General features: G+C 72.6%; 20 protein-coding genes and 1 riboswitch. Of the genes, 10 read left to right on the forward strand and 10 right to left on the reverse strand.

Going from position 1 to position 19,823, the window contains the following annotated elements; genetic code table 11:
• Nucleotides 1–26: 26 nt before the first annotated feature.
• Complete coding sequence (locus tag H9652_RS14000) at nt 27–296, reverse strand: DUF4235 domain-containing protein (RefSeq protein WP_138822447.1); 270 nt, start codon at nt 294–296, stop codon at nt 27–29.
• A 171-nt stretch (nt 297–467) separates the two neighbouring features.
• Nucleotides 468–594, forward strand: a riboswitch (TPP riboswitch).
• A 58-nt stretch (nt 595–652) separates the two neighbouring features.
• Here H9652_RS14000 and H9652_RS14005 point away from each other — a divergent pair.
• The 6 genes from H9652_RS14005 (at nt 653) to H9652_RS14030 (ending at nt 6,986) form a co-directional block, all read left to right on the forward strand.
• On the forward strand, nt 653–1,744 hold the full coding sequence (locus H9652_RS14005; RefSeq protein WP_191796792.1) for a thiamine ABC transporter substrate-binding protein: 1,092 nt from the start codon (nt 653–655) through the stop codon (nt 1,742–1,744).
• Between the two features lie 2 nt (nt 1,745–1,746).
• Entirely contained in the window at nt 1,747–3,459 is a 1,713-nt protein-coding gene (locus tag H9652_RS14010) for an ABC transporter permease (protein WP_191796816.1), read from the forward strand.
• Nucleotides 3,459–4,721, forward strand: coding sequence for an ABC transporter ATP-binding protein (locus H9652_RS14015; protein WP_191796793.1), 1,263 nt, complete (start codon nt 3,459–3,461; stop codon nt 4,719–4,721). Before H9652_RS14010 ends, H9652_RS14015 begins: the two co-directional genes overlap by 1 nt.
• Nucleotides 4,722–4,942: 221 nt before the next feature.
• On the forward strand, nt 4,943–5,269 hold the full coding sequence (locus H9652_RS14020; RefSeq protein ID WP_191796794.1) for a DUF4235 domain-containing protein: 327 nt from the start codon (nt 4,943–4,945) through the stop codon (nt 5,267–5,269).
• 210 nt (nt 5,270–5,479) lie between these two features.
• Entirely contained in the window at nt 5,480–6,100 is a 621-nt protein-coding gene (locus H9652_RS14025; RefSeq protein WP_191796795.1) for a dihydrofolate reductase family protein, read from the forward strand.
• 205 nt (nt 6,101–6,305) lie between these two features.
• Entirely contained in the window at nt 6,306–6,986 is a 681-nt protein-coding gene (locus tag H9652_RS14030; protein WP_191796796.1) for a hypothetical protein, read from the forward strand.
• 117 nt (nt 6,987–7,103) lie between these two features.
• On the opposite strand, the gene pgi is transcribed toward H9652_RS14030, so the two are convergent.
• The 5 genes from pgi to H9652_RS14055 all read right to left on the reverse strand — a co-directional run bounded on the left by pgi (nt 7,104) and on the right by H9652_RS14055 (nt 13,087).
• On the reverse strand, nt 7,104–8,819 hold the full coding sequence (gene pgi / locus H9652_RS14035) for a glucose-6-phosphate isomerase (RefSeq protein ID WP_191796797.1): 1,716 nt from the start codon (nt 8,817–8,819) through the stop codon (nt 7,104–7,106).
• A 278-nt stretch (nt 8,820–9,097) separates the two neighbouring features.
• Nucleotides 9,098–10,321: a GNAT family N-acetyltransferase gene (locus tag H9652_RS14040; protein ID WP_191796798.1), complete on the reverse strand. Its 1,224-nt coding sequence runs from the start codon at nt 10,319–10,321 to the stop codon at nt 9,098–9,100.
• Nucleotides 10,322–10,388: 67 nt separating this feature from the next.
• Complete coding sequence (locus H9652_RS14045) at nt 10,389–11,570, reverse strand: GNAT family N-acetyltransferase (protein ID WP_191796799.1); 1,182 nt, start codon at nt 11,568–11,570, stop codon at nt 10,389–10,391.
• Nucleotides 11,567–12,700, reverse strand: a complete 1,134-nt coding sequence (locus tag H9652_RS14050) for an N-acetyltransferase (RefSeq protein WP_191796800.1) — start codon at nt 12,698–12,700, stop codon at nt 11,567–11,569. The genes H9652_RS14045 and H9652_RS14050 overlap by 4 nt, the downstream gene beginning before the upstream one ends.
• Before the next feature lie 120 nt (nt 12,701–12,820).
• Complete coding sequence (locus H9652_RS14055) at nt 12,821–13,087, reverse strand: GlsB/YeaQ/YmgE family stress response membrane protein (RefSeq protein ID WP_191796801.1); 267 nt, start codon at nt 13,085–13,087, stop codon at nt 12,821–12,823.
• 309 nt (nt 13,088–13,396) lie between these two features.
• Here H9652_RS14055 and H9652_RS14060 point away from each other — a divergent pair, with 309 nt between their 5' ends.
• On the forward strand, nt 13,397–13,765 hold the full coding sequence (locus tag H9652_RS14060; protein ID WP_030150200.1) for an RNA-binding S4 domain-containing protein: 369 nt from the start codon (nt 13,397–13,399) through the stop codon (nt 13,763–13,765).
• A gap of 166 nt (nt 13,766–13,931) precedes the next feature.
• Here H9652_RS14060 and H9652_RS14065 read toward each other — a convergent pair whose 3' ends face one another.
• A complete protein-coding gene (locus tag H9652_RS14065) occupies nt 13,932–14,678 on the reverse strand; it encodes a lytic polysaccharide monooxygenase (protein WP_225228251.1) in 747 nt (248 codons plus the stop codon).
• A 273-nt stretch (nt 14,679–14,951) separates the two neighbouring features.
• Nucleotides 14,952–15,794 (reverse strand): lytic polysaccharide monooxygenase, encoded by an 843-nt coding sequence (locus H9652_RS14070; protein WP_225228252.1) that lies wholly within the window; start codon nt 15,792–15,794, stop codon nt 14,952–14,954.
• A gap of 432 nt (nt 15,795–16,226) precedes the next feature.
• On the opposite strand from H9652_RS14070, the gene H9652_RS14075 reads away from it, so the two are divergent.
• Nucleotides 16,227–16,793, forward strand: coding sequence for a flavodoxin domain-containing protein (locus H9652_RS14075; protein WP_191796804.1), 567 nt, complete (start codon nt 16,227–16,229; stop codon nt 16,791–16,793).
• A 179-nt stretch (nt 16,794–16,972) separates the two neighbouring features.
• On the forward strand, nt 16,973–17,314 hold the full coding sequence (locus tag H9652_RS14080) for a YciI family protein (protein WP_191796805.1): 342 nt from the start codon (nt 16,973–16,975) through the stop codon (nt 17,312–17,314).
• A gap of 65 nt (nt 17,315–17,379) precedes the next feature.
• On the opposite strand, the gene H9652_RS14085 is transcribed toward H9652_RS14080, so the two are convergent.
• Nucleotides 17,380–17,787 (reverse strand): GntR family transcriptional regulator, encoded by a 408-nt coding sequence (locus H9652_RS14085; protein ID WP_191796806.1) that lies wholly within the window; start codon nt 17,785–17,787, stop codon nt 17,380–17,382.
• The gene (locus H9652_RS14090) at nt 17,784–18,710 is read right to left on the reverse strand and encodes a hypothetical protein (RefSeq protein ID WP_191796807.1); all 927 of its coding nucleotides are present in this window, start codon (nt 18,708–18,710) and stop codon (nt 17,784–17,786) included. The genes H9652_RS14085 and H9652_RS14090 overlap by 4 nt, the downstream gene beginning before the upstream one ends.
• 254 nt (nt 18,711–18,964) lie before the next feature.
• Between H9652_RS14090 and H9652_RS14095 the strand changes: the two genes are divergently transcribed.
• Nucleotides 18,965–19,810, forward strand: a complete 846-nt coding sequence (locus H9652_RS14095; RefSeq protein ID WP_191796808.1) for an alpha/beta hydrolase — start codon at nt 18,965–18,967, stop codon at nt 19,808–19,810.
• Nucleotides 19,811–19,823: the final 13 nt, after the last annotated feature.

The following is a 19,823-nucleotide window of genomic DNA, read 5'->3' on the forward strand; positions in this document are numbered from 1 at the left end:
CCCGCCGGGGCCGCCCGACCTCGACCTCAGGACGCGCGCGCGACGAACCGCTTCACGACCCGCTTGGCCTCGCGGCCCGCGAACCGGCGCGCGAACACGCTCGCCGCGGCCGCCGCGGCGGCGAACGTCACGGCGCTGATGATGCCGACCTCCGGGTCGTCCAGGTCCTTGGGTGCGTCGTGCCCCGTGGCCTTGGCCCACGCGTAGCTCACGGCCTTCTGCGCGATCCAGCCCGCGGCCAGCGTCAGCGCGACGGTCGTGACCTTCTCGGCGAGGGTCTGCTCGTTCTCGGCCATGTGTGTTCCTCCGGTGAGGGTGAGGCGGGCGGGGTGGGACCGCCGTCGTTCCCGCAGGCCCGACGGCGAAGCTCACGTCCCACCGTAGCCGTCCCCGGGGCCGGGCACGCCCCGGGCGACGTCACACGCCGGAGCCCTGTCTGCGGCGTCGGGCCGCGGTGTAAAGTCGCAGGTGAACGACAGGGGAGCGCCGACCGCCCGGGAGACACCGGGCAACGGGCGCTGAGAGTGCGGACCACCGCAGACCCTCGAACCTGATCCGGTTAGCACCGGTGGAGGAAGTCGGGCTTCTCTAGCCTCGCTCACGGGACCTCCCGTGCGCGAGGTCCCCCTCCTGTGACGTCCAAGGAGGACACGTGAACACCATCAGTACCCGCCGCACCACCCCCCGCAGGCTCGGCCTGGGGCTCGTCGGCGGGATCGGCGCGCTGGCCCTCGCGGCCTGCGCAGGCACCACCGACGCGGGATCGGGCGAGAGCGGGTCGAGCGCCGCGAGCAGCACCGTCACCCTCGTCACGCACGACTCGTTCAACGTCAGCGAGGACGTCCTCGCCGCGTTCGAGAAGGAGTCCGGGCTGACCGTCAAGCAGGTCGCCCCCGGCGACGGCGGGGCGCTCGTCAACCAGCTCGTCCTCACCAAGGACTCGCCGCTGGGCGACGTCGTGTTCGGCATCGACAACTCGTTCGCGACGCGCGCGATCGACGAGGGCGTGCTCGCGCCCTACACGCCCGAGGGCCTGGCCGACTCGGCCGCGCAGTACGCGATCGGCGACGGCGCGCTCACGCCCGTGGACCTGGGCGACGTGTGCGTCAACGTCGACCACTCCTGGTTCGCCGACAAGGGCCTCGCCGAGCCCGTCACCCTCGACGACCTCACGAAGCCCGAGTACAAGGACCTGCTCGTCGTCACCAACCCCGCGACGTCGTCGCCCGGGCTGTCGTTCCTGCTCGCGACCGTCGGCGCGTACGGCGAGGACGGCTGGGAAGGCTACTGGGCCAAGCTCAAGGACAACGGCGTCAAGGTCGTCGACGGCTGGTCCGACGCCTACTCGGTCGACTTCTCCGGCTCCGAGGGCAAGGGCCCTCGCCCCCTCGCGCTGTCCTACTCCACGTCCCCGGCGTTCACCGTGTCCGAGGACGGCACCTCGACCAGCACGGGCGCGCTGCTCGACACCTGCTTCCGCCAGGTCGAGTACGCGGGCGTGCTCGCCGGCGCCGAGAACCCCGAGGGCGCCAAGAAGCTCGTCGACTTCCTCGTGAGCGACGCGTTCCAGGCCGACATCGCGGACAACATGTACATGTACCCCGCGAACGCGGACGTCGCGCTGCCCGAGGGCTGGGCCCAGTTCGCGCCGCTGTCCCCGAAGCCGTTCGAGGTCGCACCCGCCGACATCACGGCGCACCGCGACGAGTGGATCAAGGCGTGGACGTCGACGGTGATCGGCTGAGCATGATGCCCGTGAGCCGCGGCGTGCCTGCGGCCGTGCAGCGCGGCGGGCGGGTCCTCCTCTGGGGGCTCGCCGCCGGGCTGCCGCTGCTGTTCCTCGGGGTGTTCTTCGCGTGGCCCGTCGTGACCCTGGTCGCGCGCGGGTTCGTGACCCAGGACGCTGCCGGCGCCTCCTTGGATCTCTCCGGCTTCGCCGAGGTGTTCTCCGAGCCGCGGACCTGGCGCATCATCGGGCTCACGCTGTGGCAGGGCGTCCTCGGGACCGTGGTCTCGGTGCTGCTCGGCGTGCCCGGCGCGTACGTGCTGTACCGGTGCCGGTTCCGGGGGCGCACGTTCCTGCGGGCGTTCGTGACGGTGCCGTTCGTGCTGCCGACCGTCGTCGTCGGCGTCGCGTTCCGGTCGCTGCTCGTCGAGGGCGGGCCGCTCGGGTTCCTGCGGCTCGACGGTACGTTCGGGGCGATCGTCCTGGCACTCGTGTTCTTCAACTACTCCGTCGTGGTCCGCACGGTCGGCGGGCTCTGGGAGCACCTCGACCCGCGCGCGGAGGAGGCGGCCCGTGCGCTCGGCGCCTCGCCGTGGCGTGCGTTCCGCTCGGTGACGCTGCCGTCCCTGGCCCCGGCCATCGCGTCCGCGGCGTCGATCGTGTTCCTGTTCTGCGCCACGGCGTTCGGGGTCGTGCTCGTCCTGGGCGGCATCCAGTACGGGACCATCGAGACCGAGATCTGGATCCAGACCACCCAGTTCCTCGACCTGCGCACAGCAGCCGTGCTGTCCGTGGTGCAGCTCGTGGTCGTCGTGATCGCGCTGAGCGTCGCGAACCGGACCCGCTCCCGGCGCGAGCGCGCGCTCAACCTGTCCGCCGCGACGTCCGCCGCCCGGCCGTTGCGCCTGCGGGCCGACGCCGTCCCGCTCGCGGTGACCGCCGTCGTCGTGCTGGGTCTGATCGCGCTGCCGCTCGTCAACCTGCTCGTCCGGTCCTTCCAGACCCCCGCCGGGTGGAGCCTCGCGAACTACGCGAACCTCGGCACGACCGGCGGGCGCAACGCCCTGACCGTGACCGTGTGGGAGGCGACCGCGAACTCGTTGCGGACCGCGGCGCTCGCGACGCTCATCGCGGTCGTGATCGGGGGGCTCGTGGCGCTCGTCGTCTCGCGGCGTCCCCGGTCCCGCACGGGGCGGCGTGCGATCAGCGCGCTCGACTCGGTCTTCATGCTCCCGCTCGGAGTCTCGGCCGTCACGGTCGGGTTCGGCTTCCTCATCACGCTCGACAAGCCGCTCGGCCTCGACGTGGACCTGCGGACCTCGGGGCTGCTCGTCCCGATCGCCCAGGCCGTCGTCGCGATCCCGCTCGTCGTGCGGACCGTGCTGCCCGTGCTGCGCGCGATCGACCCGCGCCTGCGCGAGGCGGCCGCGACCCTCGGGGCGTCGCCCGCGCGCGTGTTCGCCGCGGTCGACGGGCCCATCGCGGCCCGGTCGCTGGGCCTCGCGATCGGGTTCGCGTTCGCGGTCTCGCTCGGCGAGTTCGGGGCGACGTCGTTCCTGGCCCGCCCCGACACCGCGACCCTCCCGGTCGTGATCTTCCGGCTCATCGGGCGGCCCGGCGCCGAGAACTACGGCATGGCGCTCGCCGCGAGCGTCGTCCTCGCGGTGCTCACCGCGACGGTCATGATGGTGGCGGAGCGCCTGCGCGGCGACCGCTCGGCAGGAGAGTTCTGATGGACGGAGCCCAGGTGGTGGAGCGAACGACCGGTGGTCCCACGGCGTCGCGTGACCCTCACGACGCGTCGGCCGGCCGGGGGCTCGCGGTGCGCGACGTCGTCGTGCACTACGCAGACCCCGCGTCCGGCAAGGGTCCCGGCACGACGGCGGTGCGCGGCGTGAGCCTCGACCTCGCCCCGGGCGAGGTGCTCGCGCTGCTCGGCCCGAGCGGGTGCGGCAAGTCGAGCCTGCTGCGCGCGGTGGCGGGGCTCGAGCCCGTGGCCGCCGGGTCCGTGTCCTGGGACGGTCGTGACCTCGCGGGCGTGCCCGTGCACCGGCGCGGGTTCGGCCTCATGTTCCAGGAGGGGCAGCTCTTCCCGCACCGCGACGTCGCGGGGAACGTGGAGTTCGGGCTGCGCATGGCGGGCGTGAAGCGACCGGCCGCGGCGGGACGGGTGGCCGAGCTGCTCGACCTCGTCGGGCTCGCGGGGTACGCGCAGCGACCCGTCGCGACGCTCAGCGGCGGCGAGCGCCAGCGCGTCGCGCTCGCCCGTGCGCTCGCCCCCGAGCCGCAGCTCCTGCTGCTCGACGAGCCCCTGTCCGCGCTCGACCGCGGGCTGCGCGACCGGCTCGCGGGCGACCTGCGGGCCGCGCTCGTCGCGACGGGGACCACCGCGCTGTTCGTCACGCACGACCACGACGAGGCGTTCACCGTGGCCGACCGCGTGGCCGTCATGGACGCGGGCCGGCTCCTCCAGGTCGCCGCGCCCGAGGACCTGTGGCGCGCGCCCGCGTCGCGGCGCGTCGCGGAGTTCCTGGGGTACCAGGCGTTCGTGCCGGTGCCCGTCCCCGATGAGGTGTCAGAACGTGCGAGAGACATGGCGCCCGCTGCTGCTGACGACTCGGTGACCGTGGGCGGCTCGGTGGGCCGGGGAGCCTCTGCGGGCCAGGGGGCGCTGCTCGCGATCGGCCCGACGGGGCTCGTGCTCGCGGCCAACGTGTCAGCACGAGCGAGCGGTGGGGCCCCCGCTGGTTCTGACAGGTCAGCGGGGTGGACGGGCACCGTCGTGCGCAGCACCTTCCGCCGCGGGCGCACCGAGGTCACGGTCGACCTCGACCTCGGTGCGGGGACGCAGCGCGTCGTCGCGCTCGGCTCGCCGCCCGGCGGCGCCACGGCACCCACGCCCGACGGCGTCACGCACCACCCGCTCGCGCCCGCACCGGGGGAACAGGTCCGGGTCGTGCTCGACCGTGCGGGCTGCGCGGTGGTCCCGGGCTGAGCCCGGGCGCCGTGGCCGAGAGGTGACGGGCGGACTCATGATCCGTCGGTCGCTCGGTCGCTCGGTCGCTCGGTCGAACATGCGGTCGGCGTTCGGAATGACGCCGAAACCGACGCCAACCGCATGCTCGCCATCGGTAGGGGGGCGAGGATGCGGTGGGTTCCCAGGGCATCGGTGGTTCCCGCCCTGCGACCGGACCGCTCCCGCGTTAGCGTCGAAGGATGAGCGACGCCACGATCGACCACGTGTCCGACCACACCGAGGAGCACGGCGGCAAGGCCGCGAAGATCCTGTACCGGCCGTTCGGGCTGGCGAGCTCGATCATCGGCGGACTGATCGCCGGCCAGGTGTTCAAGCAGGTCTACAAGCGGGTCTCCCCGGGCCACCGCAAGGACGCCCCCACACCGCTCCAGTCCGAGTACCCGCTGCGCGAGATCCTCATCGCCTCGCTCATCCAGGGAGCGGTGTTCTCCGGGGTCAAGGCGCTCATCGACCGCGGCGGGGCGCGGGTCTTCCAGAAGTGGACGGGGGAGTGGCCGGGCGACTGACCGTCGCCGCGCTGGCGTCGCGCACGAGCGCCGCGCGCTGGACCTGCGGCGCTGAGCCGTCCGAGACCCGCCACACGGAGAGCCCGACGGCGCCGCGCACCTGCGCGCGCCGCGAGCCCCTTCGCGTGCCACGGTGGGACCAGGGACCGATGACTTCGCGGCCCGGTCCTGGTCCAACCGTCGTACCGGCAGCCTCCGAAGGGACCCATCATGGCCAAGCTCGTCTCGACCCTGTTCATCTCGCTCGACGGCGTGGCAGAGATCGACCCCGCCTGGCACTTCCCGTACTTCGACGAGCACATGGGCGCCGCGGTCGACGAGGACTACTCGGGCGTCGACACCTTGCTCCTGGGGCGCGTCACGTACGACAGCTTCGCGGGCGCGTGGCCGGGGCGCGAGGAGGCCGGGGAGGAGGACGCCGTGTTCGCGAAGCGGCTCGGCGACGTGCGCAAGATCGTCGCGACCCGCGGTGACGCGGACCTCGGCTGGCGCAACACCGAGCGGATCGACGGCGACCTGGTCGAGTCCGTGACGACGCTCAAGGAGACCCCGGGGATCGCGAAGGTCCTCGTCGCGGGGTCGCTCTCGGTGGTCCGCCAGCTCCTCGCCGCCGGGCTCGTGGACGAGCTGAGCCTGCTGGTCCACCCGGTCGCCGCTCGCAAGGGCGAGCGGCTCTTCGACGAGGGGGAGCCGATCTACCCCCTGCACCTGCTGCGCTCCGAGGTCTTCCCCACGGGGGTCGTGCACCTGGTCTACGGTCCGAGCGCCTTGCCGGGCAGCGAGGACTACGACGACGTGAAGGACAACGTGCCGGGCGGCGCGGAGGGCTGACCACCCGTTCGGCCGGGGCACGGGGCGCGGGACACGGGGCTCCGGGCGCGGAGTGTCCCCGACGGCGTGGAGCCCCGCCGTCGGGCCTGGAACACGTGGGACCGACGGCGTGGCGCCGCGCCCCGCCGTCGTGCCTGGAACACGTGGGCCGCGTCCGGCCGCGTCTCGACCGGACAGCTACCGACCATATGGTTGGATTTGACCGGTGAACTCGTTGCGGAGGCATGTCCTCACTGTTGTCCTGCCCGGTGTGCTCGGTGCGACCCTTCTGACGGGGTGCGCGTCACCCGCGGACACCGGCGGCGAGGGCCCGGCGACCGACGCTCCCGCCCCCGCTGCAGCCACGGAGACCCCGTCGGCCTCTGGGGCGTGCGACCTGATCGGTGCCGACCAGGTGACCGCGCTGGCCGGTCAGTCCCTCGACGGCCCGGTCGAGACGACGGTCGCGGGCAACGTCGAGTTCCCCGCCTGCGTGTGGGGCGACCCGGCGGGCGCCACGGTCCAGGTGTCGCGCATCCCTGCCGAGGACTGGGCGCAGCAGCTGCCCGAGATGCTCCAGCAGCTCGAGGCCACCGGTCTCGTCGACGACGCGGAGAACACCCGCAAGATCCGCGAGGCGTCCGCGCTCGTCGGCACGGGCGAGAAGCTCGACGCGGTGCAGGCGTGCGAGGTCTTCTCGACGACGATCGAGATCGCGGGCGGCGAGCCGGGCCGGACCGAGACGGTCAACATCGTGCCCTCGCTCGAGGACCCGCAGGCGCTCACGGGCCAGTCGTGCCGCGACGGGATCTTCTCCTCCGTGCTCGTCATGAAGGACGGGATCACGGGCGCCGCCGAGGAGGTCGCGGTCGTCGAGCAGGCCCTCGCAGCGGTGGCGGCCCACTAGCCCCTGCCCCCCTGCCCCCCTGCCCCCCCTGCCCCCCGGCGAGAACGGGGTTGGGGTCGTCCGGGACAGCAGGACGACCTCAACCCCGTTCTCGACAGTCAGGGGACGAGCCAGGCGTCAGCTCCGCTGGTCCAGGTACCAGCCGATGAGCGCCTGCGTCGAGGGGTCCTGCTCGGCGAGCGCGGCCGCGTCACCGGCGACGGCCGGCGCGATCTCGTTCGCGAGCTTCTTGCCGAGCTCGACGCCCCACTGGTCGAACGAGTCGATGCCCCACACGACGCCCTGGACGAACGTGATGTGCTCGTAGAGCGCGATGAGCTGGCCCAGGACCGAGGGCGTGAGCGCGGGCGCGAGGATCGACGTCGTCGGGCGGTTGCCCGAGAACACGCGTGCGCTCACGAGGTCCTCGGCCGTGCCCTCGGCGCGGACCTCGTCGGCGGTCTTGCCGAACGCGAGGGCCTTGGTCTGCGCGAAGAAGTTCGCGAGGAACAGCGAGTGGACATCGACGGGAGCGTCCGAGCCGGCCGCGTCGTCGGTGAGCGGGTGCGCCGGGTTCGCCACGGCGATGAAGTCCGCGGGGATCAGGCGCGTGCCCTGGTGGATGAGCTGGTAGAACGCGTGCTGCCCGTTGGTGCCGGGCTCGCCCCAGAAGACCTCGCCGGTCTCGGTCGTGACGGGCGACCCGTCCCAGCGCACGGACTTGCCGTTGGACTCCATGGTGAGCTGCTGCAGGTACGCGGGGAAGCGGTGCAGGTACTGCGCGTAGGGCAGCACGGCGTGGGTGTGCGCGCCGAGGAAGTTGACGTTCCACACGTTGAGCAGGCCCATGAGCGCAGGCACGTTCTGGGCGATCGGGGTGGTGCGGAAGTGCTCGTCGATCGCGTGGAAGCCTGCGAGGAACTCCTCGAAGCGGGCCGGGCCGATCGCGATCGCGAGCGACGTGCCGATCGCGGAGTCGACCGAGTAGCGGCCGCCGACCCAGTCCCAGAAGCCGAACGCGTTGGCGGGGTCGATCCCGAACGCCGCGACCTTGTCGAGGGCCGTGGAGACCGCGACGAAGTGCTTGCCGACGGCCTCGGCCCGGGCCGCGTCGTCGGCGTCGTCAGCAAGAGCCTCGACCGCAGCCAGCTCGGTCCACAGCCAGTCGCGCGCGAGGCGCGCGTTGGTCAGGGTCTCGAGCGTCCCGAACGTCTTGGACGCGACGATGAAGAGCGTGGTGCGCGGGTCGAGGCCCGCAGTCTTCTCGGCGACGTCGGTCGGGTCGATGTTGGACACGAAGCGGACGTCGAGGTCCTCGGCCTTGTAGGGCAGGAGGGCCTCGTAGGCCATGACGGGGCCGAGGTCCGACCCGCCGATCCCGATGTTCACGACCGTGCGCACGCGCTCGCCCGTGATGCCCTTCCACTCGCCCGAGCGCACCTTGTCGGCGAACGCGTAGACCTTGGCGAGCTCGGCGTGCACGTCGGCGTCGACGTCCTGGCCGTCGACGACCAGCTCCGGGGTTGCCCCGGACGGGCGGCGCAGCGCGGTGTGCAGCACGGCGCGGTCCTCGGTCACGTTGATGTGGTCACCGCGGAACATGGCGTCGCGGCGCCCGACCAGGTCGACGTCGTCCGCGAGGCGCACGAGCAGCGCGAGGGTCTCGTCGGTCACGAGGTTCTTCGACAGGTCGACGTGGAGGTCGGCGGCGTCGAACGTGAGGCGGCCGGCGCGGCCCGGGTCCTGGGCGAACCAGGTGCGCAGGTCGGGGGACAGCGCGGCCTCGTGGGCCGTGAGGTCGGCCCAGGCGGGAGTGGTGGTGGCGTCGATCGGCGGTGTGCTCGCAGTGCTCACGATGGTCTCGCTGCTCCCTGGTCGGTGGGGGTCGTGGGGTGTCGCGGGGTCTTGGCCGGACCCGACAACCGTAGGCCGCGACCTGCACGGTTGTCCTGGCGGCTCACGGTGCGAGCGGTTGTGAGGTGCGCTGCCGGACAACCGTGCACGCCCGACGCCTCGGCCCGCTAGGAAGCACGAGGTAGACCTGTGCGCGCGAGGTAGAGCTCCGGGAGGTCTACCTCGCGCGCACAGGTCTACCTCGGCGTAGCGGCGGTGGGGGGTAGGGGGCCAGCGGGCTACGCCAGTCGCTTCCGCCACACTGCCGCGACGCCGACGGGCTCGAAGCCGAGCGCGACGTTGATCGCGAGCATGTGCTCGTTCTCCTGGGCGTTCCACGTGTTGATGCGTCGCTCGCCGGGCCGGCGCTCGGTGTAGGCGCGCAGGTTGGCGACCTTGACGAGCATCCCGAGCCGGTGGCCGCGGTGCTCGCGCAGCACGAGCGTGTCCTCCTGGAAGGCGAACGGGACGTCCGACACGGGGATCTGGAGCACCGAGAACGCGGTGAGCGTCCCGGTGGGGACGTGCTCGGCCACCGTGACGAGCACGTGCTGGTGGCGCCCGGCCATGTCGGCGAGATAGGAGCGGACACGGGCCGCGTCCCACGGGCTCTCCTCGACGTCCAGGTCTGCGGAGGGGACGTCGGTGCTCATGCGGGTCCAGAGGATCGCGACCTGGTCCTGCCATGCGGCCGGCACCTCGTCCCACCAGGTGTGCAGGCGGTAGTCGCTGCCCGCGGCCCGTGTCGCCTCGTGCTCGAGCGTGTCGAGCCGTGCGGGGTCGACGGGCACACGCAGGACGGAGGCGCGCTCGACCTGTTCGAGCGCGTAGCCGTGCCCCAGGGCGAAGCGCGCCCCCGGGGAGTCGGCCGGCACCCTGCCGGCGCCGGTGGGGGCGTCGAGGGCGCCGGGGCCGGGAGGGGGCTCGGGAGAGTGGTTGCTCGGCACGATGACGGTGGTGCGCCCGTCGGCGCGGGCGATCTCCTCGGCGCGGGCCAGCAACGACTCGCCGATGCCTCGGCCTTCGAGCGTGGGCCGGACCATGAGCGTGACGTACGCGAGGTGGGGGTTGGCGTCGGTCGCGAGCCACACGATCGCGGCGCCGCCCACGTCCTGCGGCCTGGGCGCGGCCTCGCCGCCCGGCGTTCCCGGGCCGGTCGTTCCCGGTACCACCGGCTCGGGGAGCGCGAGGACCAGGACCTTGCGCTGGTACTCCTGGTGCTGGAGCGCGCCGAGCATCACGGGCAGCGGCGCCCACCAGTCGGTCCAGCCCCAGGTCGCGAGCTGCACGTCGTGCTCGATGTCGGTGTACGCCCGCACGGCCCAGACGTCGGGGTGGTCCAGGGCGGGCGGGGTGGGCGGCGCGTCGACCGTGCGCCACGTCGTGGTCGGCGGTGGGGGCGGTGGGGTCGGGCTCGCCGTCCAGGGGTCCTCGTGGCCAACGGCGGTGTCGGTGGTCGTCATGCGTCCACCCTGGCGGGCCCCGGCCCGGCCTCGCCACGCATTTTGCGTGCCTCGCGGACGGGCACCGTCACGCCAGCCGCAGCTGCCACTCCGCGGTGACGCTCGCGACCTCGAACCCGAGGGCCTCGTTGATCGCGAGCATGTGCCGGTTCTCCTGCGCGTTCCAGGTGTGGATGCGTCGGGACGAGGGGCGCACGAGGGCCAGCTCGTCGAGCACCGCGATCTTGACGAGCGTCCCGAGGCGGTGGCCGCGGTGCTCGCGCAGGACGAGGGTGTCCTCCTGGATGACGACCTCGGCGCGGTCGTGCGGGTAGGAGACCATCGTGAACGCGGCGAGCCGTCCCGACGGCACGTGCTCGGCCACCGCGACGAGGTATCCCTGGCCGCGGTCGGCGAACGACTGCGAGGCGACGCGTACCCGGTCGGCGTCCCACGGGTCCTCCTCGAGGTCGAGCCCGCCGCTGGGGGCGTCGGTGCTCATGCGGGTCTCGAGGACCGCGAAGTCGTCGATCCACGCCTCGGGGACGGTGTCCTGCCAGAGGTGCACGCGATAGTCGTCGCCCGCGGCGGCACGGGCGGCGTCGCGCAACGGGTCCACGACGTCGGCGCGGGGAGGCAGCGTGATCGTCGACTGCCGCATGACCTGTTCGAGCGCGAAGCCGCGCGAGAGCGCGAAGCGCGTGCCCGGGTCGTCGAGCGGCACGCGACCGCTGCCGGTCGGCGAGTCGAGCGCCCCGGGGCCGGGAGGGGGTTCGGGGGCGTGCGCGGAGTCGGACAGGAGCACGGTGCGCCCGGCGTCACGCGCGATGCGCAGGCACTCCTCCCAGAGCGCCGCCCCGATCCCCTGGCCGCGGTGCGCGGGGGCGACCCCGACGTACACGATCGCGACGTGCGTGTTCCCCTTCTGGGGAAGGCCGACGAGCCCGCGCCCGACGACGTCGCCTGCCACCGGGACCTGGTCCGGTCCGCCCGTGGAGGAGGCCGCGGCCCCGTCGGTCACGGCGACGAGCCGGACGTTGCGCTTGTACTCCTGCTGGGCCGTCATCGTGACGAGGACGGTCGCCGCGTCGAGACCGAGGTCGGCGTGCCCGTGGATCTCCCGGTCGATCGTCTCGCCCACGCGCGCGGTGCCGTGCACGGCCCACGCCTCGGGTGCGTCGAGCGAGTCCGGGACGGGGGCGCGCAGGACGCGCCACGCCGTCGGGCCGGAGAGCGATGCCGGAGCCGCGGCCTGCGACGGGCCGCTCACGCGCCCACCCGCTTCTGCCAGCCGGCGTACGCGCCCGCGGGCGCGAAGCCCACGTCGACGTTGATCGCGAGCATGTGGTCGTTCTCCTCGGCGTTCCAGGTGTGGATGCGCTCGGTCGTGGGGCGTCGGGCGGCGAGCTCGTCGAGGTTCCGGACCTTGACGAGCATCCCGAGGCGGTGGCCGCGGTGCTCGCGCAGGACCAGCGTGTCCTCCTGGAACGCGAACGACGGGTGGTCCTTGGGGTAGGCGAACACGGAGAACGCGGCGAGCGTGCCCGACGGGACGTGCTCGGCGACCGTCATGAGCAGGCCGTCGCCCTTGCCCAGGAGCTCGTCGATCCATACGCCGACCCGCTGCGCGTCCCACGGGTCCTCGCGGTAGTCGATGTCGCCGTTCGGGGCGTCGGTGCTCATGCGCGTGAAGAGCGTCCCGACCTGCTCGCGCCACTCGTGCGGCACGTCGTCCTCCCAGACGAGGGGGCGGTAGTCCGGTCCCGCGGCGGCCCTGGCCCGCGCACGCAGCCGGTCCAGGAGGGCGGGTTCGACGGGCAGCGGCAGGATCGAGTGCCGCTCGACCTGCTCCAGCGCGTAGCCCTTGCTCCGCGCGAAGCGGGGCCCGGGGTCGTCCGCCGGGACGCGCCCCGCACCGGTCCGGGCCTCGAGGGCGTGGGGGCCGGGCGGGGGCTCGACGCCGTGCTGGGTGTCGGTGAACAGGACGGTGCGGCCAGCGTCGACGAGGATCTTCTCGCCCGTCTCCCACAGCTCCGTGCCCAGTCCCTGGTGGCGGGCCGCCGGGCGCACCTGCACGTACAGCTCGCCCAGGTGTTCGTTGCTGCTCGTCATCATGAGGACGAACAGGTGGCCCAGCACGTCCTGTGGCCGGGGTGTCTCGGGTGCGTCCGCGCGGATCGCGACGAAGCGCTGCTTGGTCGCGTACTGCTGGTTGTCCATCCCGGCCAGGATGTCGCGGGCCTCGTTCGCGAGGTCGTCGTAGCCGTGGGCCTCGATCATGACCTCGGCCTCGATCTCGGCCACGCCGTGGTACGCCCACGCGTCGGGGGAGTCGAGGTCGGCGGGGTGCGGGGCCCGGGCGATGCGCCAGGTCGTCGTCGACTCGGTCGGATGGCTCATGTCCTCAGCGTCTCGCGCGAGGCGCGAGCGGTCCACGGGTTTTCGGGGTTCGTGGGTGGCTGGCGCGGCCCGGGGGCCCCGGGCCGCGCCTCGTCAGGACGCCCGACGGCGCAGCGTGCGTCAGGCCTTCGACCTGCGGCCCGCGATGAGGCCCCAGATCAGCAGGACGACGAGCGACCCGACGAACGCCCAGAACCAGGTCGAGAACGACCAGAACTCCTGGTTGGGGTCCGAGCCGAACGCCCGGCCGATGAACCCGCCGACGAACGCGCCGACGACACCGACGATCAGGGTCACGACCCAGCCGCCCGCAGCCCTGCCGGGCATGATGGCGCGGGCGATCGCCCCCATGATGAGTCCGATCACGATCCACGACAGAAACCACATGGTCCACTCCGTTCGTCGAACGAGCTCGCCGGCCGACGACACGGTCGAGGCCGGACCGGCACCGTCGCCGGTCGGTTCCACCGTGGCACGGACGGGCCGGACACGCACGGCGATAGGGGACGATCCGCGCAAGGGTCTCGGGGCTGCTCCCGTCCGGAACCGGGTCCCGGGCAGCCGCGACGCCGGCGGCACGTGGGGGCGGCGCCGTCGGGCCGGGCTCCGCTGCGGTGGTCGGCGGGTCGCACCGGACCGTCGCGCGACGTGCGCCGCCTACGCTGGGGTGGTCCGACGTCGGGAAGGGAAGTGAGCATGCGGGTCGACAGCTGGCTCTGGGCGGTCCGCCTGACCAAGAGCCGTTCGGTCGCGACGGCCGCGTGCCGTGCCGGGCACGTCAAGGTCGACGGGGTGCGCGTCAAGCCGTCCGCGACCGTGCGCGTCGGCAGCACCGTGACGTACCGCGGGGGCGAGCGCGAGCGGATCGTGGAGGTCGTCGAGCTGCTCGCCAAGCGGGTCGGGGCACCCGAGGCCGCGAAGGCGTACGTCGACCACAGCCCGCCCGTGCTGCCGCGCGAGGCCGTGCCGTTCGTGCCCGTGCGCGACCGCGGCGCGGGGCGACCGACCAAGCGGGAGCGGCGCGAGATCGACAAGCTGCGGGGGCGCGAGCTGCCGCCGGTCTGATCTGCTGCGGCGAGACGGACCGGACCACCCGTCTCGCTCGGCCCGCCCCGGGCGGCGCCGCGCAGCACGACGCCCGGGCCTCCTGGTGTTCCAGGCGACCCGGGCGCGGTTCTGGTGCGGTGTCGGTCAGCCCCTTGTCTCCAGGGCCGACCGTTCGGTGCTCACGTCAGCAGGCGCCGAGGTCCTTCCACACGCCCCACTGGCCGCTCGTGCCGGGGTTCTCCCCGGTGTTCCACCACTTGGCCTCGTAGGTCTTGTTGTTGTAGGAGACGCGAGCGCCGCCCGTGTAGACCGAGCCGGCCGCCCAGGCAGGAGCCGTGCAGACGCCCGTCCCGGTCGTGCCGCCGGTGGTCCCGCCCGTGGTGCCACCCGTCGTCCCACCGGTGGTCCCGCCGGTCGTGCCACCCGTGGTGCCACCTCCGTTGACGGTGAGGTCGACGCAGTTGTAGAACGCGTTGACCGTGTTGGACACGTTCCAGCGAGCGAGGATCGTGTGGTTGCCCGAGGGCAGGTTGGTCAGCGTGTGCGAGATGTTGCTCGGGGGCTGGGCGCCGCCCTGGCTGAACGTCTGGTGCAGCTTGCCGTCGACGAAGTACTCCCACGTGCTCGTGTTGTGAGCCGCAGTGAGCTTCCACTGGAACGTCACCGTGCTGCCGACGCTCTTGCGCGGCCACGGCTTGCTGTTGTCGTCGAGGATCGAGAACCCGCTGCCGCCCGAACACTGCATCGAGCCCTTGGGTGCCTCGACGCTCTGCGGCTCGTACTTGACGCCGCCGCAGTCGAAGGACGTGGCACCGGTCGCGCAGTTGTCCTGCCTGCTGGGCGGTGACGTGATCCATCCGTGTGCCGAGGCGGCCGGGGCCAGCACGACAGGGGCCGCGATCGCGGCGACACCGAGGACGGCGGCAATCATTGCCGCGCGTAGTCGTCTCATCTTTTCTTCTCGCTCTCCATGGCAGTCGGTAGGGCCCCATTGCCGGGCGACCTACACATGTCGAATCGGACAACTTCGACGCTATGCAATGAAATCGGCATGCACAATCCGGTGAAGCACGTAGGGGGTCCTACGTAGGGCGCGAGAAATTCATTCGACCGGGAAATGGAAAAAGCGACGCCGGGTCAGGAATTCCTGACCCGGCGTCACCGGTATCACGCGACGACCAGCGCGTCACGCGTCATGCGGTCCTCAGCAGGCGCCGAGGTTCTTCCAGGGGCCCCACTGCGCGGTGGCGTCGGGCTTTTCGCCCTTGGTCCACCACTTGGCCTCGAAGAGCTGGCCGTTGAGCGAGACCTTGGCGCCACCCGTGTAGGCGACGGCCGTGTCCCAGGGACCGGCCGAGCACTGAGGCGTGCCCGTGGTGCCGCCGGTCGTGCCGCCGGTGGTGCCGCCGGTGGTGCCGCCGGTGGTCCCGCCGGTGGTGCCGCCGGTCGTGCCGCCGGTCGTGCCGCCGGTCGTGCCGCCGGTCGTGCCGCCGGTCGTACCGCCGGTCGTACCGCCGGTGGTGCCGCCGGTGGTGCCGCCCGTCGTGCCACCACCGGTGACGGTGAGGTCGACGCAGTTGTAGAAGGCCATCGGGGTGTCGGCGACGTTCCAGCGAGCGAGGACCGTGTGGTCGCCGGCAGGCAGGTTGGTCAGCGTGTGGGAGATGTCCTTCGCGGGCTGCGCGCCGCCCGAGCTGAAGGTCTGGTGGAGCTTGCCGTCGACGAAGTACTCCCACGTCGTCGTGGCGTGGTTGGCCGTGAGCTTCCACTGGAACTTCACGGAGGAGGCGACCGTGGTGCGCGGCCACGGCTTGCTGTTGTCGTCGAGGATGGCGTAGCCGCTGCCACCGCTGCACTGCATGGAGCCCTTGGCGGCCTCGACGCTCTGCGGCTCGAACTTGATGCTGCCGCAGTCGAAGGACGTCGCGCCGGTGGCGCAGTTGTCCTGACGGCTCGGCGGGGAGGTGACCCAGCCGTGCGCGGAGGCGGCGGGGGCCAGCACCACGGGGGCAACAATGGCGGTGGCGCCGAGCACGGCGGCGATCATTGCCGCACGTAGTCGTCTCATCTGCATCTCGCTTTCGTTGTGGTGGACGGCGAGACACAAGGCCTCGGGTCCACCTCGACCAGAACGCTGCGACGCTAAGCCAGAGGTCGTTGAGTCTTCAAACAGCGGTGCGGCGTAAGGGGAAACACGTATGCGTGCGAAGCGGGTCCGCGAAACGGCGTCCTGGTGCGCCTGGTGAGCGCCGCCGTCGGGCAGATGAGAAGCAGGTGAGAGGGCGCTCGCCCCGAATCGTGTGGAGAACACCTAGTGGGACAGATCGGTCCATAACACGCCTGGTCGCCTCTGCGCTCGTCGAACGCTCGCACGGTGGGTCCGAGGCCCTCGCCCACCCGGGCCCGGGGGACGAAGGTCCTACCTCCCAGGGACCGTCGTCCGTGGTTCCCGAGAGCTGTCCTCAGGGACGCTGAGAGCATGTCGAACCACGAAGAGAACCTGACTGCTGCCGTCGTCTTCGAGTCGATGTTCGGGAACTGTGAGAGGGTCGCCCGGCAGATCGCGGCCGGCATGGCGACCGGTGTGCCGGTGAAGGTCGTGGACGTCGCGGACGCGGTCGCCGACCCGTCGATCCTGGACGACGTCGCGCTCGTGGTCGCCGGCGGTCCCACGCACTCCATGTCGATGAGCCGCCCCGGCACCCGGGCCGAGGCCGTCCAGCGTTCGGGCGGGACCGTGCCTGCGCGCAACGTCGGCCTGCGCGAGTGGTGCGTCGCGCTCCAGGACCGCTCGGACGAGCACGGCCCCCGGTGGGTCACGACGTTCGACACCCGCACCGCGCTCGGTCGGGCCATCCCTTCGTCCGCCTCCCGTGCTGCCGCGCGCATCATCACGCGCAAGGGCTACGAGATGCTCGTGCCGCTCCGTTCGTTCCTCGTCGAGGACGCGGCCGGCCCCCTGGTCGACGGCCACCTCGAGGAGGCGTACGTGTGGGGCGAGAAGATCGCCGCGGCGTTGCGCGCGCAGGTTCCGGTCGCCGTCTGAGACGGTGTGCGGACGGTCGTCCGCAGCTGAGCACGGACGGGGAAGACGGGCTCAGCCGCGGTGGCCTCGCCGCTGTCCGACGATGCCGCGTCCCCAGGTAGGGGACGCGGCATCGTCGTGCCGGCAGCGCCTGCTTCGGCGAGGATGGTTCCTTGGAACCAGGCTGAGGAGACGACGCGATGACGAAGTACCTGATCTCGTTCCCGAGCGGCGCCATGGACGTCTCCGCGGAGGACCTGCCCGCGGTCTCGGACGCGTCCCACGCGGTCGTGGAGGAGGCGAAGCGAGCGGGCGTCTGGGTGTTCGGCGGGGGGATCGACGAGAGCGTCCCGCCCGTCCTGGTCGACGGGGACGGCACCGTGACCGCGGGCACCTACCCGCAGACGAGGCAGATCGAGGGCGGGTACACGGTCCTCGAGGTGCCCTCGCGTGCGGAGGCGCTCGAGTGGGCCGCGAAGATCGCGGTCGCCTGCCGGTGCGCCCAGGAGGTGCGGGAGTTCCAGCTCGACCCCGCCGGCTGACAGGTCCGCCCACGCGCTCGGCCGCACCGGACGCACGGTGCGCGCGCCGTCAGGGCAGCGTCGGGTCAGCGCTGCGCGTGCGTGCGAGGCGCGTCGACCGGCTGCTGCAGGAGGCCCGTGACGATGTCGAGGATCGCGGAGTCGTCCAGCCCGAGCTCTCGGCCGCGGGAGACCATCTGCGTCGCGAGGTCGGCGAACGACCGCTGGTCCGCGACCGACGACCGTCGGTGCGCGGGCGCCGTGACGACCGTCCCCGTCCGTGGACGGGACGAGACGGCGCCCGCCGCCTCGAGCTCCCGGTAGGCGCGCTGCACCGTGCCGACCGCGACCCCCAGGTCCCGGGCGAGGTCACGTGACGAGGGCAGCCGGTCACCGGGGTTCAGCGTCCCCAACGACACGAGCGCCGCGACCTGGGTCCTGATCTGCTCGTAGACGGGGACGGGGGAGTCCAGGTCGACCGTGAGGGTCCTCATGCCTGAGGAGCGGGCGTCGCGGCCGACGCCCCCGTCACGGAGGGCGTGCCGGGCACGGTGGGAAGGGCTTGTCGGGCGAGCACCGAGAGCCCGACGACGACCGACGTGATGCCGATCGCGGACCCGACGGCGAACACGAGGACGGCGGCTCCCGTCCGGTCGACCCCGAGCAGGGCGAGGGCCGCGGTGAGCATGACGGCGGCCGATCCCAGGCCCGTGAGGAGCTGCGTGCCGGCCAGGACGTGGGCGGCGCTGAGCCGACGCAGCGAGTCGTCCTCCTGGGCCGTGGCCCCGCTCACGACGCCGCGCCGGGCGATGAGACGCAGCACGCCGAGCACCCCGAGGGTGATGACACCCAGCATGCCGAGCAGCGGCCCGGCGTAGGGCCAGCCGGGGTACGGGCCGGACGAGGCGGTGACCCATCCGTCGACCGTGACGAGGAGCGGTGCGTCGACCGAGCCTCCTCCTTCACCCGCGGTGAGCCCGAAGACCACGAGGGCCGCGGCCGTGAGCGCTGTGGTCGCGAGGAAGAGGGGCAGTCGCCACTCGCCGAGGCCGTGGGCGGTCCGTCGGGCGAGCGGAGCCGTGCGGACCGCGCCCTGGGGACGGGGCCAGGCGAGCTCGCCGATCGCGCGGACCGCGAGGACCATGACGACGGCGATGAAGGGCGAGAGGGCGACGAGCAGGCCGGGGGTGGTCGTGACGCCCGTGAGGCCCGGGAGCGTCGCGGGCGAGACCACGTAGGCGATCAGGGACAGCGCGACGACGCCGGCGACGAGGGACGTGGTCCGTTCGTGCCGGAGCGCGGCGTCGAGCACGGGGCGCTGGGGGTGGCGCCGGGACCGGACCACGTTGGCCGCCGCCAGGACCGCGGCGGCGAGCGCGCCGAGTGCGGCGAGGGCGACGAGAGACAGACCGGTCATGTGGGCTCCTCCGAATGGATCAATGAATCAGAGTATTGACTCATTGGGCTCGGGTTGTCCACCCCGATACCGTCGGACGGCTCGCCGGGAGCCTCCCGGAGGACCACCAGCCGTACCGCCGGCCCCCACCAGCGGCCCTACCAGCGGCCTCGCCGGACGGCCACGCCGCGGGGACTACCCGCGACGGGTGATGCGACGCCGCCCGCACGCCGAGGACCGTGGGAGGACCAGCCCGACGGCCACAGGAGAGCACCATGAGCGACACCGCCCCGCCGACCGCCCCCGACACCGTGGTCCTCGTCCACGGCCTGTGGATGACGCCGCGCTCCTGGGAGCACTGGGTCCCGTACTACGAGGCCAAGGGTATGCGCGTGCTCACCCCCGGCTACCCGGGCTTCGAGATCGAGGTCGAGGCGTTGCGCGAGAACCCGGACGTGATCGCGAGGCTCACGGTCCCGGAGACCGTCGACCACCTCGCGGGCGTCATCGAGGGCCTCGACCGGCCGCCGATCATCATGGGCCACTCGTTCGGCGGCACCCTGACCCAGCTCCTGCTGGCTCGCGGCCTGGGGGCGTCGGCGGTCGCGATCAACGCGGCCCCGACCGAGGGCGTGCGGGTCAACCCGCCCTCGCAGATCAAGTCGCTCTTCCCGATCCTCAACAACCCCGCCAAGGCGCACCGGGCGGCCGGGTTCACGCCCGAGCAGTTCCACTACGCGTTCACCAACACGCTCTCGGCGGAGGAGTCCCTCGAGGTGTACGAGCGGTACCACATCCCGGCGCCCGGGAGCTGGGTATGGGCCTACGGGCTCATCGCCAACTTCAAGCCGGGCAAGCAGGAGACGTGGGTCGACTACGACGCCGACCGGGCGCCGCTCCTGTTCGTCACGGGCGGCGAGGACCACATCATGCCGCCGTCGGTCAACCGGTCGAACGCGCACAAGTACCACCGGTCGCCCGCCCTGACCGAGGTCCTCGACCTCGAGGGACGGTCGCACTGGACGTGCGCCGAGCCGGGCTGGGAGGCCGTGGCCGACGCCGCGCTCGACTGGGCTCTCGCCCACGCCCGTGCGCCCCAGGGAGCGGGGGAGCCTGCCTGAGCCCGGTCGCCGG

The organism is Oerskovia rustica, assembly GCF_014836555.1.
GTDB lineage: Bacteria > Actinomycetota > Actinomycetes > Actinomycetales > Cellulomonadaceae > Oerskovia > Oerskovia rustica.

Bases quoted from the DNA above. Each gene is read 5' to 3' on its own strand.
- H9652_RS14070 (WP_225228252.1), bottom strand. From the start codon at position 15,794: ATGATCGCCGCCGTGCTCGGCGCCACCGCCATTGTTGCCCCCGTGGTG.
- H9652_RS14010 (WP_191796816.1), top strand. From the start codon at position 1,747: ATGATGCCCGTGAGCCGCGGCGTGCCTGCGGCCGTGCAGCGCGGCGGG.
- H9652_RS14060 (WP_030150200.1), top strand. From the start codon at position 13,397: ATGCGGGTCGACAGCTGGCTCTGGGCGGTCCGCCTGACCAAGAGCCGT.
- H9652_RS14040 (WP_191796798.1), bottom strand. From the start codon at position 10,321: ATGACGACCACCGACACCGCCGTTGGCCACGAGGACCCCTGGACGGCG.
- H9652_RS14080 (WP_191796805.1), top strand. From the start codon at position 16,973: ATGACGAAGTACCTGATCTCGTTCCCGAGCGGCGCCATGGACGTCTCC.
- H9652_RS14025 (WP_191796795.1), top strand. From the start codon at position 5,480: ATGGCCAAGCTCGTCTCGACCCTGTTCATCTCGCTCGACGGCGTGGCA.
- H9652_RS14075 (WP_191796804.1), top strand. From the start codon at position 16,227: ATGTCGAACCACGAAGAGAACCTGACTGCTGCCGTCGTCTTCGAGTCG.
- H9652_RS14015 (WP_191796793.1), top strand. From the start codon at position 3,459: ATGGACGGAGCCCAGGTGGTGGAGCGAACGACCGGTGGTCCCACGGCG.
- H9652_RS14050 (WP_191796800.1), bottom strand. From the start codon at position 12,700: ATGAGCCATCCGACCGAGTCGACGACGACCTGGCGCATCGCCCGGGCC.
- H9652_RS14055 (WP_191796801.1), bottom strand. From the start codon at position 13,087: ATGTGGTTTCTGTCGTGGATCGTGATCGGACTCATCATGGGGGCGATC.
- H9652_RS14020 (WP_191796794.1), top strand. From the start codon at position 4,943: ATGAGCGACGCCACGATCGACCACGTGTCCGACCACACCGAGGAGCAC.
- H9652_RS14085 (WP_191796806.1), bottom strand. From the start codon at position 17,787: ATGAGGACCCTCACGGTCGACCTGGACTCCCCCGTCCCCGTCTACGAG.
- H9652_RS14065 (WP_225228251.1), bottom strand. From the start codon at position 14,678: ATGATTGCCGCCGTCCTCGGTGTCGCCGCGATCGCGGCCCCTGTCGTG.
- H9652_RS14095 (WP_191796808.1), top strand. From the start codon at position 18,965: ATGAGCGACACCGCCCCGCCGACCGCCCCCGACACCGTGGTCCTCGTC.
- H9652_RS14000 (WP_138822447.1), bottom strand. From the start codon at position 296: ATGGCCGAGAACGAGCAGACCCTCGCCGAGAAGGTCACGACCGTCGCG.
- H9652_RS14090 (WP_191796807.1), bottom strand. From the start codon at position 18,710: ATGACCGGTCTGTCTCTCGTCGCCCTCGCCGCACTCGGCGCGCTCGCC.